Genomic DNA, 18,133 nt, shown 5'->3' on the forward strand with positions numbered 1-18,133 from the left:
CCCTTAAACCGTGCCGGCGCCAGCGGGTGCCTGAACCGACGGCAGTACCCCGGAGCTGGGCGGATCGGCCTCTTCCTGAGGCGCGGCATCGGGGGCCTGCTGCTCGTCTTCGTCGGGGGCGTCGTCTTCCTGGGCTGCTTCGGCGTCACGCGCCGCGGCAATGGCCGTCAAGCTGTTGTTGACGCTGGGCAGACTGACTTCGATGGGAGTGTCGTGCAGCGATCGGGCGATCTTGAGCGCCTGGCGCGAGGATTCGGCGCGCATGTCGTAGCGCTGTTCGATGGCGCTGGCGATGCGTTCGAGCTCGGCCTTCCAGATGTCGGACTGGTGCATCATGAGCGCCAGCTGCGCGGTGACGGCCCGTTGTTTGAGACCTTCGCGAAAGCGCAACGCCTGGTCGGGCGACATTAGCAGGGCCGCCGAATCATCGACCCGGCGCACGTCCATGAGGCCACGCAAATCGTGGGCAACCTGTTGTGTGAACGCCCGCGTCCAGCGCCAGGCTTCGTCGGCGGCGGCACGCCAGCCCGAGGTGACCTCGGCCGCAGCGGCCTCAGGCGCGACAGCGGCTTGCGCCACGGGTTCGGGCGCCGCCTGCGCGGCGGTATCGGGCACCAGCAGCGGCGCCGATCCGACCAGCCCGGAGAGCTGGTTGATCTGCGCCGACAGCGCCGGCAGATTGATGGTGGCCACGGCCCGCAGGCGGTCGAGATCGCCATTGATGGTCTGCTGCAAGGCGGCCAGATTGGGGCGATTGGCCCGCGCAAGCTGCGCCTGGGCCGCTTCGAGGGAAATGATGGCATTGGCCACATTGCCGCCCAGGGCCAGCTGCTGCTGCGCCATCGTGACCAGGTGATCGATGTCGTTGAGCAGCAGCAGGTCGGAGCCGCTGTCGGTCATGAGCTGCAAGGCCTGGTCGAGCTCTTGCACCTGGTTGCTGGTGGCTTCGAGCACCGAGCGCATGTCATCGACCTTGGCGGTCTGCGCCTGCGCCAGCGCCAGCGCCTGGGCGGCCTGATCGCGGGCCTGGGCGATGAGCTGGGTATTGCTGGCGTGCTGCTTTTGCAAGTCGGCCTGCAGCGTCTGGTACTGGCGGTTCTGCTCGTACAGGGCCGCGGCCAGGATGATGGCCAGCAAGGCCAGGACGACCAGCAGCACCCGGCTCAGCCCGGTGGGCTGGCGTTTGCCTGCCGACGCGCCTGCCGGACTGGGCGTCGGGGCGCTGGAATCAGAAGATGAAGAGGACGTGCTGTGCTCGTGATCGCTCATGACGGCGTTCGGATCCTTCAGGGTAACTGCCGGGATGCTGCCACTATAGCCTGAAACAACGCACTCTCATCCGGGCCGCTGAGCACCAGATGCAGGGCCGCGTCGGGCCGCTGGGCATAAAGGCATTGTAAACGTCGGCCGATGCGCTCGTGCAGCGTCACCGCCCAGAGTTGCGCGGGCCAGGCCAGGCCCTGGGCCCGCAGGCTGGCGTCGATGGCGTCCAGGGCCTCTTCGCTGGTCACCAGCAAAATCGTTCGCGCCCCGCGGGCGAGCCGATGGCACTGGGCGGCGTCCCAGGGCTGGGGGCCGCGCTCATAGAGGGCATGAAAATCGACGCGCCAGCCGCGCGCGCGCAACTGCCCGGCCAGCCAGTCGCGCCCGTGCCCCGCCCGCAGGATGTGCGCCGCGCCAGGGGCCGACAGCCGCTGTTCGATGACGGCCAGCAGGGATTCGGAGTCGGCGGCCTGCCCGGCCGACGGCGCCAGGATCCGGTCGCCCGGCACGTGCGCGGCAAGCGCCCGGGCCGTGGCCACGCCGACGGCGCCCGCCCAGGCCCCGGTCGGCCAGGGCTGGCGCATCCGCGAAAAATAGGCCGCCACCGCCTGGCCGCTGACGAACATGAAAAGTTCGCCCGCGACAGGCACGGGCCTCGGCGTATCCAGTTCGCGAATGCGCAAGGCGGGCGCCTCGACCACCGTCAGGCCCGCTGCGCGCAAGCGGTGCCCCAGGGTCTCGTTGCGCCCCAGGGGACGCGTGAGCAGGACACAGGCGCGCGCGCGGGGCTCCATCGGCGCGGCTAGGCGGATGGCGTTGCGAGGCGCGCCAGGATTGCGTCCGCCCCTTGTTCGATGAGCGCGCGCGCGGCCTGTTCGCCCAGCTGCTGCGCCTGCCCACGCGGGCCGCTGGCCTGTGCCCGCAGCACGCGCTGCCCATCGGGTTCGGCGACCAGGGCGCGCAGGGAAAGGGTATCGCCCTGCACGGTGGCGTAGGCGGCCAGCGGCACCTGGCACGAGCCGCCCAGGGCGCGCGAGACGGCGCGCTCGGCCAGCGCGCAGGCCGTGGTGTCGGCGCAGGCCAGCGGCGCCAGCCAGGCCCGCAGCTCGCTGCGGTCGGCCATGATCTCGATGCCCAGGGCGCCCTGCCCGGCGGCGGGCAGGCTGTCTTCGACGGGGATCACCGCGCGGATGCGCTCGGCCAGCCCCAGGCGCTGCAGGCCGGCGGCGGCCAGCACGATGGCGGCGTAATCGCCGCGGTCGAGCTTGGCCAGACGGGTGTCAAGATTGCCGCGCAGGGGCTTGACGAGCAGTTGCGGGTAGCGCGCGCGCAGCTGGGCTTCGCGGCGCAGACTGGAAGTGCCCAGCACGGCACCCGCGGGCAGTTCGTCGAGCGAGGCGACCGTGTTGGACACCAGGGCATCGTGCGGGTCGGCCCGCTGCAGGATCGCGGCCAGATCGAAGGGATGCGTCAGGTCGACCGGCACATCCTTGAGCGAGTGCACGGCCAAGTCGGCGCGGCCATCCAGCAAGGCGGTTTCGAGCTCTTTGACGAACAGGCCCTTGCCGCCCACCTTGGACAGCGTGCGATCCAGGATCTGGTCGCCGCGCGTGGTCATTTCCAGCAGCTCGACCCGGCACCCGGGATACAGGGCCTGCAGGCGGGCCTGCACGTGGCGGGCCTGCCACAGGGCCAGGCGGCTGGCGCGGGTGGCGATGACCAGTTTTTCAGGAGAAGACATCAGAGGGTGATCCTTGAAAGCATCAGGCGGGCGACGATGCCGATGGCGGCAAGCACGATGAGCGTTTGAAGCAAAGAGGGACGTTTCAGTTTCATGGCGAACACGTGGCGCGGCCCGTGCCTGTCCTGCCAGGGCCAGGGCCGCCGACGGCGCAGGACGGTGGTCGGGCAGGATGAACAGGCGCGGGTTTATGAAGCGCGGATTCCAAGCCCACAGTTTAACAAGGGATACGGCATCGCTGTCGTCCCCCGCCCGCGCGGCACCGCGCGGGCACCGGGCACGCACCGCGCGGGAGCGCCGTGCAAGAAAAAAACACCGCCGCGTGTACGCCACGTAGCGGTGCTTGCAAAACGCAGACAAGTGCGCGCAAGGCCTGGCGGGCCGACGCCGGGTATGCGGCAAGCCGCAAGGCCCGGGCGCCGGTGCCAGATGCGCGGACTTACAGCACGGTCTTCAGCAGTTTGCCCATTTCGGACGGGTTGCGCGTCGTGCGGATGCCGCAGGCTTCCATGATTTCCATCTTGGCGTTGGCCGTGTCGGCCCCGCCGGAGATGAGGGCGCCCGCGTGGCCCATGCGCTTGCCCGCCGGTGCCGTGACCCCGGCGATAAAGCCCACCACGGGCTTTTTCATGTTGTCCTTGGCCCACTGGGCGGCGTTGACTTCGTCGGGGCCGCCGATTTCACCGATCATGATGACGGCATCGGTGTCGGGGTCGTCGTTGAACATCTTCAGCACGTCGATGTGCTTCAGGCCGTTGATGGGATCGCCGCCGATACCCACGGCGCTGGATTGCCCCAGGCCCAGTTCGGTGACCTGCGCCACGGCTTCATAGGTAAGCGTGCCCGAGCGGCTGACGATGCCGATGCGGCCCTTGCGGTGGATGTGGCCCGGCATGATGCCGATCTTGATTTCGTCGGGCGTGATGAGGCCCGGGCAGTTGGGGCCCAGCAGCAGCGTCTTGCGGTTTTCGTCGCGCATGCGGTTGCGCACGGCCAGCATGTCACGCACGGGAATGCCTTCGGTGATGCAGATGACCAGATCGAGGTCGGCCTCGACGGCTTCCCAGATGGCGTCCGCGGCCCCCGCGGGCGGCACGTAGATGACCGACACGGTGGCGCCAGTGTGATCCTTGGCGTCTTTGACGGAGGCGTAGATGGGGATGCCTTCGAAGTCCTGGCCGGCTTTCTTGGGGTGCACCCCGGCGACGAAGGCGGCCTGGCCGTTGGCGTACTCGCGGCACATGCGGGTATGGAACTGGCCGGTCTTGCCGGTGATCCCCTGGGTGATGACCTTGGTGTCCTTGTTGATCAGAATCGACATGTTCTATTCCCTGTGATGCTTATTTCGCAGCGGCGACGACGGCGGTCGCAGCTTCGGCCATGGTGTCAGCGCTGATGATGGGCAGGCCCGAGGCCGCCAGCATCTGCTTGCCCTTTTCTTCGTTGGTGCCCTTCATGCGCACCACCAGCGGCACGCTGAGGTTGACCGCCTTGCAGGCCGCGATCACGCCTTCGGCGATGACGTCGCAGCGCATGATGCCGCCGAAGATGTTCACCAGGATGGCCTTCACGCCTTCGTTGCTGAGCATGATCTTGAAGGCTTCGGTGACTTTCTCTGCCGTGGCGCCGCCGCCGACGTCGAGGAAGTTGGCCGGTTCGCCGCCAAAGAGCTTGATGGTGTCCATGGTGGCCATGGCCAGGCCCGCGCCGTTGACCAGGCAGCCGATGTTGCCGTCGAGCTGGATGTAGGCCAGGTCGTACTTGCTGGCGGCGACTTCCGCCGGGTCTTCTTCGTCGAGGTCGCGGTAGGCGACGATCTCGGGATGACGGAAGAGCGCATTGGCGTCGAAGTTGAACTTGGCGTCGAGCGCCTTGATGCCGCCATTGCCTTCAAGGATGAGCGGGTTGATTTCGGCCAGCGAGGCGTCGGTATCCCAGTAGGCTTTGTAGAGCTTCTGGAATTCGGCGGCGGCCCGGGCGACCGAGGTCTCGGGCACGCCGATGCCGCGCGCCAGGCCCTCGGCATCGGCGTCGGTCAGGCCGGTGGCCGGATCGACGAATACCTTGAGAATCTTTTCAGGAGATTTTTCCGCCACGACTTCGATTTCCATGCCGCCTTCGCTGGAGGCCATGACGCACACGCGCTGCGAGGCGCGGTCGGTGACGATGCCGACGTAATATTCTTTCTTGATGTCGGCGCCTTCTTCAATGAGCAGGCGGCGCACTTTCTGGCCTTCCGGGCCAGTCTGGTGCGTGACCAGCTGCATGCCCAGGATTTCGCTGGACAGCTGACGCACTTCGTCGATGGAGCGGGCGAGCTTCACGCCGCCGCCCTTGCCACGCCCACCGGCGTGGATCTGGGCCTTCACGACCCACACAGGCCCACCCAATTTTTCGGCTGCCGCCACGGCCTCGTCGACCGAGAACGCGGGAATGCCGCGCGGGACAGTCACGCCAAACTTCTTCAGCAATTCCTTGCCTTGATATTCGTGAATTTTCATGAGTTACCTGTCAGTGAAGAGAAAAGAAAACCACCAGCGGGCCGTTTCGGCACGCCGGCCAGGGCCAGGCCCGGAAGTCTAGCCTTCATGCTGCTCGGCCTGTGCCGGTTCGTACCAGGGTACGTAGTACTGCCGCACCACCGGGCCATCGACGCGCAGAGCATGACAGCCGTCCAGCTGAAAAGGTCGCTGGCCGTCTGGGTCTTGACGCCGCCGACCGGCCATGGTCTGGATGGCGACGGTCGGCAGGACATTGGTGAGTTCGGTGACGTGCGTGCACCCGGCGGTGCGGCCAAAGCGTTCGCGCACGTGCTTGCGAAACTGATTAAGGAGGTTCAGCCCCACCAGCTGGCCGTATTCAGGCGCAATGGCGCTGCAGAATTCGCCATAGGGCGCGGCATCGTAGGCCACCTGGGCATCGGTGATGTTGAATTGCGCATCGATGGTGACCCGCAGGTGCATATGGTGCACGGGGGCCCCCGCCGGATGCACCTGCCCGCCCCGGATCGGAAAGTCGTATGCCTTGGTGTCGATGAGTTCGGCTTCGAGATCGAACTGGCCGTCGTCGCGCACGTAGGTCTGGACACGAATGGATCGTGTGTGCAGGGGCTGGCGGTTACACGCTGGCGCGGTCAGGGGCATGGGAAGGCAGGCGAACGGATACGGTTTAACCGGTGGATTATACCGTGCATATGAATTCGCTTATGGTCGCTTGCGGGCGCGCACAGGCAAGGGCCTGCGAGGCCCTTGAGGCCGCTGCCGACAACAGCCCGCTCAGGCCGCCTTGCGCAGGGCCTTGGCTGCCTGCACCATGGACTCGAGCGCGGCGCGGGTCTCGGGCCAGGCGCGGGTCTTCAAACCGCAGTCCGGGTTCACCCACAGGCGCTCGGCGGGCAGGCGCTGGGCCGCCTTGTGGATGAGGTTGACCATCCATTCTTCCTTGGGCACGTTGGGCGAGTGAATGTCGTACACACCCGGGCCGATGTCGTTGGGGTACGAGAAGTCCTCGAAAGCACCCAGCAGCTCCATGTTCGAACGCGAGGTCTCGATGGTGATGACGTCCGCATCCATGGCGGCAATCGCCTGGATGATGTCGTTGAACTCGGAATAGCACATGTGCGTGTGGATCTGCGTATCGTCGCGCACGCCGCTGGTGGTGAGGTGGAAACTGTCCACGGCCCAGGCCAGGTAGGCCGCCCAGTCGCCGCGGCGTAGCGGCAGGCCCTCGCGAAATGCCGGCTCGTCAATCTGGATGACGGTGATGCCGGCCTTTTCGAGATCCTGGACTTCGTCGCGCAAGGCCAGGGCGATCTGGCGGCAGGTCTGCTCGCGCGGTTGGTCGTCGCGCACGAACGACCACTGCAGAATCGTTACCGGGCCAGTGAGCATGCCCTTGACCGGCTTGTCGGTGAGCGACTGGGCGTAGGACGACCAGGCCACCGTCATGGGGGCTAGGCGCGCCACGTCGCCATAGATGAGGGGCGGCTTGACGCAACGTGAACCATAGCTTTGCACCCAGCCATAGGCGGTGAAGGCAAAGCCGACCAGCAGTTCGCCGAAATACTCGACCATGTCGTTGCGCTCGGGCTCGCCGTGCACCAGCACGTCCAGGCCGATTTCTTCCTGGAAACGGATGACGCGCTCGATCTCCGCGCGGATGGCCTTCTCGTAGGCGGCGTCGCTCAACGCGCCCGAACGCCAGTCGCGGCGCAGAGTACGGATGTCGGAGGTCTGCGGAAACGAACCGATGGTGGTCGTGGGAAAGCGCGGCAGGCCCAGGCGCTTTTGCTGCGCCTGGATGCGCTGGGCAAACGGCGTGCGCTGACGCGCAATGGCGGCAGACTCGGTCAGGCGCTTGGCCACGTCCTGGCGGTGGATGCGGCTGGAGCGCGCACGATCTTGCACAGCCTTGCGAGCGGCTGCGATGGCCTGCTTGTCCTGCTCGCTGGCGCCGCCGTCCAGCAACACCTGCAACAAATGCAGTTCGTCAAGCTTCTGGAGGGAGAAGGCCAGCCAGCTGCGCAGCTCGGCGTCCAGGCCGGTTTCCAGATCGAGGTCGATCGGTGTGTGCAACAGCGAGCACGACGGAGCCAGCCACAGGCGCGCGCCCAGGCGTTCGACGGCGGGCTTGATCAGTGCTTGCACTTTGTCGAGATCAGCGCGCCAGACGTTACGCCCGTCGATCACCCCCAGCGACAGGACTTGATCGTCCCGCACGCCCGCCAACACGACATCCAGTTGGCCGGGGGCTCGCACGAGATCGACGTGCAGGCCCTGCACCGGCAGCGCGCGCACCGCGTCCAGATTGGCGCCCAGGCCGCCGAAGTAGGTAGCCAGCAGCACCTTGGGGCCTTGCTGGCTCAGGCGCGCATAGACCTCGCCCAGGGCCTTTTGCCAGGCGGCCGGGAGATCCAGCACCAGGATGGGCTCGTCGATCTGCACCCACTCGACCCCTTGCGCGGCCAGGCGCTGCAAGACCTGTTCGTACACGGGCAGCAGGGCCGACAGCAGGTCGAGCTTGGCGGCATCGGCGGCGCCCTGCGCGAAGGCGTCGCCCTTGCCCAGCCACAGCCAGGTCAGGGGGCCGGGGATGACGGGACGGGCGCGGTAGCCCAGCTTCTGCGCCTCGGCCACTTGTTCGAACAAGGCCTCACGGGCGATGCGGTAGGTTTGCCCCGGATGCAGCTCGGGCACGATGTAGTGGTAGTTGGTATCGAACCATTTGGTCATTTCGCAGGCGGCGGCCGGGGTGCCCGAGGGCGCGCGGCCACGGCCCATGCGAAACAGGGTGTCGAGTTCGACGGGAGCGGCGTCGTCCTGGCCGAAGCGCGCGGGCACGGCGCCCAGCAGTGTCGTCCATTCGAGAATGTGGTCGTACCAGGCGAAGTCTCCCACCGGCACCCACTGCAGTCCGGCCTTGGCCTGGGCGTCCCAATGACGCGACCGCAGTTCGCGGCCTGTTTCGAGCAGGCTGGCCTGGTCGGCCTTGCCGGCCCAATAGGCTTCTTGCGCGCGCTTGAGCTCACGGGCGGCACCGATGCGGGGAAAACCTAAATTATGAATTACCGTCATGACAAATCCTGATAACATTAAAATCATTCAATGAAGCAATTGTGCACGGGATCGAGAAAAATAAAAACTCAAATACCGCACACTTAACTTGAGAAAATTTCATGATAGAAGTTCGCCACCTGGAAACCCTGCTGGCTATCCGCGACGGCGGCAGCCTGCAAGAGGCCGCCGAGCGCCTGCACGTGACGCAATCCGCCCTCTCGCACCAGCTGCGCGACCTCGAAGTACGCCTGAAAACCCCCTTGCTGAACCGGCGCACCCGTCCCGCCCGCCTGACCACCGCGGGCCTGCGGGTGCTCGCCCTGGCCGAAGACGTGCTGCCACGCATCCGCGCCACGGAACTCGAACTGCGGCGCCTGTCGGCCGGGCGTGCTGGACGCCTGCACGTGGCCATCGACTGTCACTCGTGCTTTCAGTGGCTCATGCCCACACTGGATACGTTTCGCAAAGACTGGCCTGAGGTCTCATTGGATCTGTCGGCGGCCTTTTCGTTTGCCCCCCTGCCCGCCCTGGCTCGCGGCGACCTGGACGTGGTGATCACCTCCGACCCCGAGCCCCTGGAGGTCGTGCAGTACATGCCGCTGTTCTCGTATGAGATGGTGCTGGCCGTACCCAGCCAGGGACCGCTGGGCGCCGCGCGCCAGATCGAGCCCGCCGACCTGGCAGATCAGGTGCTGATTACGTATCCGGTCGAGCGCAAGCGCCTGGACATTTTCAACGTCTTTCTCGACCCTGCCAACGTCGAGCCCGCCGCCGTGCGCACGGCGGAACTCACCCCCATGATCGTGCAGCTGGTGGCCAGCGGGCGGGGCGTGGCCGCCCTGCCCAGCTGGGCGTTGGACGAATACCGCAACTTGCCAGGTATGAAAATCATCCGCCTGGGCAACGGCATCTGGCGCACCCTGCAGGCCGGGGTGCGCGCCGAAGACGCCGATACGGCCTATGTGCAGGCCTTTCTGGAGCAGGCCCGCAAGACCTGCTTCGAGACCTTGCCCGGCATCCGGGCGGCCCAACCGCAGGCAATGGCCGCGAAGGCGGCCAGCCTGCCGCCGCCTCACCGCCTGGGCATCGTGTGATGACCAGGCCAGATCCGTGCCCGGCCCAAAAAACTCGGGCCCGTCACCTTTGATGCGGCTAGAAACCGGGTGTCAGGATTCATCCGGGGGCGGGACGTCGCCATCGGGCGGCTCGAACCGCGCCGACAGAACGCGGCGGATGCTGTCGGTGGAAAAACCGCGCCCGGCCAGGTAGCGGTACTGGCGGGCGTAATCGCGCGCATCGACCGGCGGCTGGCCAAACTTGCGCTGCCAGACAGCCTGCGCCCGGGCGGGCTCTGAGGTTCTGAGCGCTTCTTGCACGTCGGCCAGCTGTTCGTCGCCCACCCCTTGCTGACGCAGTGCCTGAACGATGCGCCGGGCGCCTTGGCGGGGCGCTGTGCGATGCACATAGGCCTGTGCGTAGCGGGTGTCCGACTGCCAGTGCGTGCGCTGCAGTTCGTCGAGCACGGCCTCGATTTCGGCGGGGTCGTCGCTGTACGCCGCCAGCTTGCGGCGCAATTCGAGGCGCGAGTGTTCGCGCCGGGACAGATAAGCAACCGCCCGGGCCTTCAGGCTGGGCCCGGGCCGACTTGCGTCATTCGCCATCCGCGGGCGCGGTCGCGGGGGCTGCCGCGCTGCCTGGCGCGCGGGCGGGCTCGGCGCGCAGGGCGATACCCAGGCTTTCGCGCACGCGGTTTTCGATCTCGAAGGCCAGGTCGGCGTGTTCTTTGAGGTAATCGCGCACGTTGTCCTTGCCTTGGCCGATGCGGGTGCCGTTGTAGCTGTACCAGGCCCCGGACTTGTCGATGAGGCCCGCCTGCACGCCGAGGTCGATGATTTCGCCTTCGCGCGAGATGCCCGCGCCGTACATGATGTCGAATTCGACCTGCTTGAAGGGCGGCGCCACCTTGTTCTTGACGACCTTGACGCGGGTTTCGTTGCCCACGACCTCGTCGCCTTTCTTGATGGAGCCGATGCGGCGGATGTCGAGGCGCACCGACGAATAGAACTTGAGCGCGTTGCCGCCCGTGGTGGTTTCGGGGTTGCCGAACATGACGCCGATCTTCATGCGGATTTGGTTGATGAAGATGACCATGCAGTTGGCGCGCTTGATGGTGGCGGTGAGCTTGCGCAGCGCCTGGCTCATGAGGCGAGCCTGCAGGCCGGGCAGCGAATCGCCCATGTCGCCTTCGATTTCGGCCTTGGGCACCAGAGCGGCCACCGAGTCGATGACGATGAGATCGACCGAACCCGAGCGCACCAGGGCATCGGTGATTTCGAGGGCCTGTTCGCCCGTGTCGGGCTGCGAGATGAGCAGGTCTTCGAGGTTGACCCCGAGGCGCGCCGCGTACTGGACGTCGAGCGCGTGTTCGGCATCGACGAAGGCGCAGGTGCCGCCGATCTTTTGCATTTCGGCGATCACCTGCAAGGTGAGCGTGGTCTTGCCCGAGGATTCGGGGCCGTAGACCTCAACCACCCGGCCACGGGGCAGGCCGCCCACGCCCAGGGCGATATCGAGCCCCAGCGAACCGGTGGACACGACCTGGATGTCGTGCTCGACCTGGTTGTCGCCGTAGCGCATGATGGAGCCCTTGCCGAACTGCTTTTCGATTTGCGACAGCGCGGCGGCCAGCGCCTTGGCGCGTTCGGGGTTGGCCTTGCCGGTGCGTTCGTCCATGGAGAGGTTCCTTTTCTTGGGTACAGAGTTGTTTGCTGACATAAGGGAAATTATGGCACTAAATTGTACTGTATAAATGATCAGTTGTGCTGCTTATGTCCCGCCTCTCGCCACCCGGCGGGCGCACCATACCGCGGGCCGCCATCGTTAACCCTAAATGACGCGCCCCGCCCACCCATGAGACAATCCGCAGCATTCGGGCGCGTCCGCGCCCACTCCCTTCCCTGGATGTCTTTCCCGCCATGCGTATCCTGATTGCCGAGGACGACAGTATTCTCGCGGATGGGCTGTCCCGATCGCTGCGCTACGACGGCTATGCCGTGGACGTAGTCCACGACGGCTCCAGCGCCGATTCCGCCCTGCAGCTGCAAACCTTCGACCTGCTCATCCTCGACCTGGGCCTGCCCAAGATGAACGGCCTGTCGGTGCTGCGCAAGCTGCGCCAGCGCGCCACCCCGGTGCCCGTGCTCATCCTCACAGCGGCCGATTCCATCGAACAGCGCGTCGAAGGCCTCGATCTGGGCGCCGATGACTACATGTCCAAGCCCTTCGCCCTGAGCGAACTCGAAGCGCGCGTGCGGGCGCTCATCCGCCGCCACGGCGGCGCGCGGGCGTCCATGCTGCGCCACGGGCGCCTCAGCTTCGACCTCAATGGCCGCATCGCCACCATCGACGACACGCCCATCGAACTCTCCGCCCGCGAAACCAGCCTGCTCGAAATCTTCCTGTCGCGCAGCGGGCGCATGATCAGCAAACACCAGTTGGTCGATCTGCTGTGCGAATGGGGCGAAGAAGTCACCACCAACGCCATCGAAGTCTACATCCACCGCCTGCGCAAGAAGATCGAACCCGCCAACGTGCGCATCCTCACGGTGCGCGGCCTGGGCTACTGCCTCGAACCCGAGAACCGCAGCCAGGCCGTTGACGCGGCGGCCGTCGACTGACGGCCCATGTTCGCCGACCATCGTCTCACCCGCCGTCGGCGCGCCGGACGCCACGCCACCCTGCTGGGCCGCATCCTCCTGTGGATGATCGTGCCGCTGTTCGTCCTCTGGTCGATCGGCATCGTCATCACCTATTTCATCTCGCTGAACATCGCCAACTCGCCCTACGACCGAACGCTCGCCAGCCACCTGCGGCTCTTGCGCCACGAGGTCGAGCTGCAGCGCCTCACGTCCGGCGTGACGCTCTCCGAATCAGCAAGCACCGTGCTGGCCGGCAATAGCGACGATCCGGCCACGCTCTGGCAGATTCTCGACGCCAACGGCCACCTGATGGCGGGCGACCCGCACATCCCCACGCCGGAAAACTGGACCTACGACATCGACCAGATCCGCTTTCGCAACGCCACGCTCGAACACCAGGCCATCCGCCTGGCCTACATGTGGGGCGGGCGCGACCGCGACGGCGCGGGCTTTCTCACCGTGGTGGCCGAGCCCGCCGAGGCCCGCGCCACCCTGCAGCAGGAAATCCTCACCGGCATGCTCACGCCGCAGCTCATCATCTTGCCGCTGGCGGCCATGCTGGCCGGGCTGGGCCTCACCCAGGGGCTCGAACCCCTCAGCCTGCTGCAAGAGCACATGCGGCGGCGCAAGCCCAGCGATCTTTCGCCCATTCGCGACGACCTGGCCCCGGCGGAGATCGTGCCGCTCATCGCCGCCATGAACAACGTGCTGCAGCGCCTGGCCGCCTCCATCGAGTCGCAGCAGCGCTTCGTGGCCAATGCCGCGCACCAGCTCAAGACGCCGCTGGCGGGCATCCGCACCCAGTGCGAGCTGGCGCTGCGCGAACCAGAGCCCGCCCGCCTGCGCGCCAGCCTGCAGCAGCTGATCGCGGGTTCGCAGCGCGCCACCCGCCTGGTCAACCAGCTGCTGCTGCTGGCGCGCGCCGAATCGCTCGACCCCAACCAGTCGCGCAACACCGAGCAGATCGACCTCTACCCCCTGGCGGAAACCTGTACGGGCGAATGGGTGCGGGCCGCCATGCAGCGCAATATCGACCTGGGCTTCGAATCGCCCGGCGAACCGCTGCCGATCTTTGGCAACCGCACCATGATCTGCGAGCTGCTCAACAACCTCATCGACAATGCCTTGCTGTATACGCCCCGTGGCGGGCAAGTAACCGTGCGGGCCTTTGCCGAGGACGAGCAAATCTGCCTGGAAGTGCAGGATTCCGGCCCCGGCATCCCGCCCGAAGAACAGACCAAGGTCTTTGACCGCTTCTACCGCATCCTGGGCCACGAGGCCGAGGGCAGCGGCCTGGGGCTGGCCATCGTGCGCGAGGTGGCCGAACACCACCGAGCCACCGTCGCGTTCGTCCCCCCAGGCAACCACAGCAACCCGGCCAGCGCCGGCACCCGGCTACGCGTGTCATTTCCGCGTGACAACGTCCCGAGAACCCGCACATGAACCAGACCCGCTTCATGCCGCCCGATACCGCCGACGACGCCAGCCGCCCGATGACGCACGAAGAGCGGCGCGTCATCCTGGCTTCGTCCATGGGCACCGTCTTCGAGTGGTACGACTTCTACGTCTACGGCTCGCTGGCGGCCATCATCGCGCAGCACTTTTTCTCCAGCCTCAACCCCACGGCGGGTTTCATCTTCGCGCTGCTCACCTTCGCCGCGGGCTTTGCCGTGCGCCCCTTCGGCGCCCTGGTCTTTGGCCGCCTGGGCGACATGGTGGGCCGCAAATACGCCTTCGTGGTGTCCATCCTCATCATGGGGCTGTCCACCTTTCTGGTGGGCGTGCTGCCCTCGTCGTCGTCCATCGGTTCGGCGGCCCCCATGATCCTGCTGCTGCTGCGCCTGCTGCAAGGCCTGGCGTTGGGGGGCGAATACGGCGGCGCCGCCGTCTACGTTGCCGAACACGCCCCGAACAACCGGCGCGGCTTTTTCACCAGCTGGATCCAGACCACCGCCACCACCGGCATGTTCCTGTCGCTGGTGGTGGTGCTGGGCACCCGCGCCACGCTGGGCCAGGAGGCCTTCGACGACTGGGGCTGGCGCGTGCCTTTCCTCATTTCCGTCCTGCTGCTGGTGATCTCGGTGTGGATACGCATGCGGCTGCATGAATCGCCCGCCTTCACCCGCATGAAATCCGAGGGTCTGATTTCCAAAGCGCCCATCAAAGAGGCTTTTGGCCGCTGGCGCAACCTGCGCCTGATCCTGCTCGCCCTGATCGGCCTGACGGCGGGCCAGGCAGTAGTCTGGTATACCGGCCAGTTCTATGCCCTGTATTTCCTGACGGAAACCCTGGGCGTGGACGCCAACATCGCCAATATTCTGGTAGCGCTGGCGCTGCTGCTGGCCTGTCCGTTTTTCCTCATCTTCGGCGCCTGGTCGGATCGCATTGGCCGCAAGCCCATCATCATGGCGGGCTGCCTGATCGCCTGCCTGACGTATTTCCCGGTTTTCAAGGGGCTGACGCACTACGCCAACCCGGCGCTCGAACGCGCCCAGGCGCGCGCGCCGGTGTACGTCGTGGCCGACCCCGGCAATTGCTCGCTGCAATTCAATCCGGTGGGGATCGCTTCCTTCACATCCTCCTGCGACCTGCTCAAGGCCTTCATGGCGGGTCACGCCGTGCACTACGTGAACCAGGCCGCCCCCACGGGCACGGTCGCCTATGCGCTGGTCGGCGACCAGCGCATCGACAGTTTCGAGGGCACGACCCTGCCGCGCGCCGAATTCGCCCGGCGCAACGCCGTGCTGCAGGCCACCTTGCGCCAGGCGGTACGCAGCCACGGCTACCCGGCCTTTGCCGACCCGTCACAGATCAATTACGGCATGGTGCTGTTGCTGCTGTTTTTTCTCGTGCTGCTGGTCACCATGGTGTATGGCCCCATCGCGGCCATGCTGGTGGAAATGTTCCCCACCCGCATCCGCTATACCTCCATGAGCGTGCCTTACCATATCGGCAATGGCTGGTTCGGCGGCTTCCTGCCGCCAGTGGCCTTCGCCACTGTGGCCACGACCGGCAGCATGTACGACGGCCTGTGGTATCCCATCATCATCTGCGCCATGACCCTGGTGGTGGGCGTGCTGTTCGTGGACGAAACCCGGCACAAGGATCTGAACGCGCCTTGAGCGGCGACACAAACGGGGCAACATCATTCAGCCAGGCTTCAGGGGCGGTTCAGAGTGTCGTCAGCGGTCTGGCCTTAGAATGCACGGGTGCGCCGGTCTCTGGTTCAGGTGTCTCGTTCCCCCTTGCCACCCCAGCCTTTCCGCACCGACGCGCCTGCGCCTGCACGCCCCCCGCGAGCTTTTTGTGTGCAGACGACAGCCCTCCTGGCCCGGTTCAATCCGGGCCATTTTTTTGGTGCGCCCGCCTGCCCGGCCTTCTGCATGCCGCAGCAGTTCTCGTTTGCGCGCTACGCCCCAGCGGCAGCCTGAGACGTCAGATGCCAGACACCTCTTCAAACCCCATCGCGTACAATCAAGGCCCTCTTTCATTGCCGCCCGCCGGGCTGTCCAGACACGACCATGTGGTTCAAAAATCTCAAGCTCTATCGCCTTGCCCCCAACGCCTCCTTCTCCGCCGCCGAACTCGAAGCCGCGCTCGAACCGCTGGCGTTCCAGCATGGCGGCAGCCAGGATAGCCAGGTCTCGGGCTGGCTGGCGCCGCGGGAAGACAGCGGGCTTGCCTTCATGCAGCACGGCCAGATCCTGCTGCGCCTGCAGACTGAAAAGAAGCTGCTGCCCGCCACCGTCATCAACCAGGCCAGCCGGGCACGCGCAATACAAATCGAAGAGCAGCAGGGCTACAAGCCGGGCCGCAAGCAGATGAAGGACATCAAGGAACAGATGACGATGGAGCTGCTGCCGCGCGCCTTCGCCATCACGCACGACACGCACGTCTGGATCGACACGGTGAGCCGCTGGGTGGCCATCGACGCCGCCGCCACGGCGCGCAGCGACGAAGTGCTGGGCCTGCTCGCCAAGACGCTCACGCCCTTCCCCATCATGCCGCTGCACGTAGAGATGTCGCCCGCCGCCGCAATGACGCTCTGGCTCACGGACGACGAGCCGCCCGCCGGATTTTCCATCGACCAGGACACCGAGCTGCGCTCGACGGGCGAGTCGCGCGCCACCGTGCGCTACGTGCGCCAGACAGTGGACGCCGACGAGGTGCGCCGCCACATCGACGCGGGCAAGCAGTGCACACGCCTGGCCATGACCTGGAACGACCGCGTGTCCTTTGTGCTGACGGACAACCTGGACATCAAGCGCGTCGCCCCGCTGGACGTGCTCAAGGACAATCAGGACGCCCAGGCTGCCAACGAAGCCGAGCAGTTCGAGGCCGACTTCGCCCTGATGACCGGCGAGCTTGCTCGCATGCTCGACGACTTGGTGGCCGCGCTGGGCGGCATGCGACAAGAGACCAAATAAGCCGCCCCCCGCACACGCATTTCTCGCACATCGAACCGGGAGCAGGCGGTTCTCAGGCCGCGCGCCGCCCCCGGAACGCGTCAATACATCCCGTGAAACACGCTGTCGTCGGGCCCGATGTGTGATGGCGGCGCCCAGGTGACATCCCGCAGGGAATGCTGCACCAGGCCTTCCACCCCCAGCAGCACGGCGAAGATCGCCATCCGCACGGGGATACCGTTGTCGGTCTGGCGGAAAATCGCCAGACGCGGATCGTGGTTCAGGTCGGTGCTGAGGTCGTTGGCCCCATCGCGGCTGTCGCGCGGCAGCGGGTGCATGACGATGACGTCGGGCCCGCAGCAGGCATCGACGATGGCGCGGTTCACCTGGAAGTCCGCCGTGTAGCCCTCCAGGCTCTCGCCGCTGAAACGTTCTTTCTGCACGCGCGTGGCGTAAATGACGTCCGCGCCCTTCAGGCCTGCGGCCAGATCGTGGGTCTGCTCGATGACGTGGCCGTTCCGGCTCACCTTGTCGAGCAGATAGTCGGGCATCTCCAGCCCCGGCGGCGAGACCAGGGTGAACTTCAGGCCACGATAGAGCGCCAACAACTTGATGAGCGAGTGCACGGTACGGCCATATTTCAGGTCGCCCGCCATGACGATGTGCGCACCGTCCAGCAGCTTGCCCAGACGGGAAAACTCGGTGAGGATGGTGTAGAGGTCGAGCAGCGCCTGGCTGGGGTGCTCGCCCGCGCCGTCGCCGCCATTGACCACCGGAATGTTGGTCGCCGCCGCGAACTCGGCCACTGACCCTTTCTCGGGGTGGCGGATGACCATGGCGTCCACATAGCCGCTCATCACGCGGCTGGTATCGTAGATCGACTCGCCCTTGGCCATGGACGAAAAGGTGAAGCCTGTGGTGTCGCACACCGAGCCGCCCAGGCGGCAGAAAGCGGCCCCGAAGCTGACCCGCGTGCGCGTGCTGGCCTCGAAGAACAGGTTGCCCAGCACGGCGCCTTCCAGCACACGCGACACCTTCTGGCGTCGGGCGATGGGCTGCATGAGATCGGCCACGCGAAAGAGCTCTTCGGCGGATTCGCGGGTGAACTGATCGACGGACAAGAGCTGATGCTTGTTATCGGCTGCGATTCGGTCGCGCAAGGGGCCGGACTGTGCGCTTTGCGCATATTTCTGCATCAGGCTGTCGTTCTCGACGATTTCGGTGACGAAACGCGCGACGACTTCCGGCATGTTGCGCGCTTCTTGCGAACCTTCAGGCAACAGCCAGGTGTCCAGCGCACGGCGCTTGACCCCGATGCGGGCGGCGAACACGTCGCGGGTGAGGTTGAGGCGACGCATGGCGTCGCGCAGGAAAACTTGTTGAGAAACCGCCATGACAGGCTCCGATATACGCAATGCGTAGATTTTTACTCAACAAGATATCGATTGGCAAGCGGAAATCCGAGAAATT

General features: G+C 66.0%; 15 protein-coding genes. 5 read left to right on the top strand and 10 right to left on the bottom strand.

Annotated features, from left to right (window positions below; translation table 11 throughout):
- Positions 1-3 precede the first annotated feature (3 nt).
- From CCA01S_RS06480 to metE, 7 genes are all read right to left on the bottom strand, one after another.
- Positions 4-1,269, bottom strand: a complete 1,266-nt coding sequence (locus CCA01S_RS06480) for a uroporphyrinogen-III C-methyltransferase (protein ID WP_084386552.1) — start codon at positions 1,267-1,269, stop codon at positions 4-6.
- A 17-nt stretch (positions 1,270-1,286) separates the two neighbouring features.
- Positions 1,287-2,057, bottom strand: coding sequence for a uroporphyrinogen-III synthase (locus tag CCA01S_RS06485; protein ID WP_066455750.1), 771 nt, complete (start codon positions 2,055-2,057; stop codon positions 1,287-1,289).
- 8 nt (positions 2,058-2,065) lie between these two features.
- On the bottom strand, positions 2,066-3,004 hold the full coding sequence (gene hemC, locus CCA01S_RS06490; protein ID WP_066455753.1) for a hydroxymethylbilane synthase: 939 nt from the start codon (positions 3,002-3,004) through the stop codon (positions 2,066-2,068).
- Positions 3,005-3,443: 439 nt separating this feature from the next.
- On the bottom strand, positions 3,444-4,325 hold the full coding sequence (gene sucD / locus CCA01S_RS06495) for a succinate--CoA ligase subunit alpha (RefSeq protein ID WP_066455756.1): 882 nt from the start codon (positions 4,323-4,325) through the stop codon (positions 3,444-3,446).
- 19 nt (positions 4,326-4,344) lie between these two features.
- Positions 4,345-5,505: an ADP-forming succinate--CoA ligase subunit beta gene (sucC, locus tag CCA01S_RS06500; RefSeq protein ID WP_066455759.1), complete on the bottom strand. Its 1,161-nt coding sequence runs from the start codon at positions 5,503-5,505 to the stop codon at positions 4,345-4,347.
- Between the two features lie 78 nt (positions 5,506-5,583).
- Positions 5,584-6,147, bottom strand: coding sequence for a DUF2889 domain-containing protein (locus tag CCA01S_RS06505; protein ID WP_066455762.1), 564 nt, complete (start codon positions 6,145-6,147; stop codon positions 5,584-5,586).
- A gap of 132 nt (positions 6,148-6,279) precedes the next feature.
- Positions 6,280-8,577 carry a 5-methyltetrahydropteroyltriglutamate--homocysteine S-methyltransferase gene (gene metE / locus CCA01S_RS06510; protein ID WP_066455765.1) on the bottom strand — a complete coding sequence of 766 codons (2,298 nt, stop codon included), beginning with the start codon at positions 8,575-8,577 and terminating at the stop codon, positions 6,280-6,282.
- Positions 8,578-8,678: 101 nt separating this feature from the next.
- On the opposite strand from metE, the gene CCA01S_RS06515 reads away from it, so the two are divergent.
- A complete protein-coding gene (locus tag CCA01S_RS06515) occupies positions 8,679-9,653 on the top strand; it encodes a LysR family transcriptional regulator (RefSeq protein WP_066455768.1) in 975 nt (324 codons plus the stop codon).
- A gap of 72 nt (positions 9,654-9,725) precedes the next feature.
- On the opposite strand, the gene recX is transcribed toward CCA01S_RS06515, so the two are convergent.
- Together recX and recA are read right to left on the bottom strand one after the other, a co-directional pair.
- On the bottom strand, positions 9,726-10,220 hold the full coding sequence (gene recX, locus CCA01S_RS06520; protein WP_066455771.1) for a recombination regulator RecX: 495 nt from the start codon (positions 10,218-10,220) through the stop codon (positions 9,726-9,728).
- Positions 10,210-11,292: a recombinase RecA gene (recA, locus tag CCA01S_RS06525; protein ID WP_066455774.1), complete on the bottom strand. Its 1,083-nt coding sequence runs from the start codon at positions 11,290-11,292 to the stop codon at positions 10,210-10,212. Before recA ends, recX begins: the two co-directional genes overlap by 11 nt.
- Before the next feature lie 242 nt (positions 11,293-11,534).
- Here recA and CCA01S_RS06530 point away from each other — a divergent pair, with 242 nt between their 5' ends.
- The 4 genes from CCA01S_RS06530 (at position 11,535) to CCA01S_RS06545 (ending at position 16,684) form a co-directional block, all read left to right on the top strand.
- Positions 11,535-12,236 (top strand): response regulator, encoded by a 702-nt coding sequence (locus tag CCA01S_RS06530; RefSeq protein WP_066455777.1) that lies wholly within the window; start codon positions 11,535-11,537, stop codon positions 12,234-12,236.
- Between the two features lie 6 nt (positions 12,237-12,242).
- Positions 12,243-13,700 (top strand): sensor histidine kinase, encoded by a 1,458-nt coding sequence (locus tag CCA01S_RS06535; RefSeq protein WP_066455780.1) that lies wholly within the window; start codon positions 12,243-12,245, stop codon positions 13,698-13,700.
- A gap of 50 nt (positions 13,701-13,750) precedes the next feature.
- Positions 13,751-15,379 carry an MFS transporter gene (locus tag CCA01S_RS06540; RefSeq protein ID WP_066455923.1) on the top strand — a complete coding sequence of 543 codons (1,629 nt, stop codon included), beginning with the start codon at positions 13,751-13,753 and terminating at the stop codon, positions 15,377-15,379.
- Positions 15,380-15,778: 399 nt separating this feature from the next.
- A complete protein-coding gene (locus tag CCA01S_RS06545; protein ID WP_066455782.1) occupies positions 15,779-16,684 on the top strand; it encodes a recombination-associated protein RdgC in 906 nt (301 codons plus the stop codon).
- A gap of 80 nt (positions 16,685-16,764) precedes the next feature.
- Here CCA01S_RS06545 and CCA01S_RS06550 read toward each other — a convergent pair whose 3' ends face one another.
- A complete protein-coding gene (locus CCA01S_RS06550) occupies positions 16,765-18,057 on the bottom strand; it encodes an aspartate carbamoyltransferase (RefSeq protein WP_066455785.1) in 1,293 nt (430 codons plus the stop codon).
- Positions 18,058-18,133 lie beyond the last annotated feature (76 nt).

The sequence above is a fragment of the Castellaniella caeni NBRC 101664 genome (genome assembly GCF_001592225.1).
GTDB lineage: Bacteria > Pseudomonadota > Gammaproteobacteria > Burkholderiales > Burkholderiaceae_B > Castellaniella > Castellaniella caeni.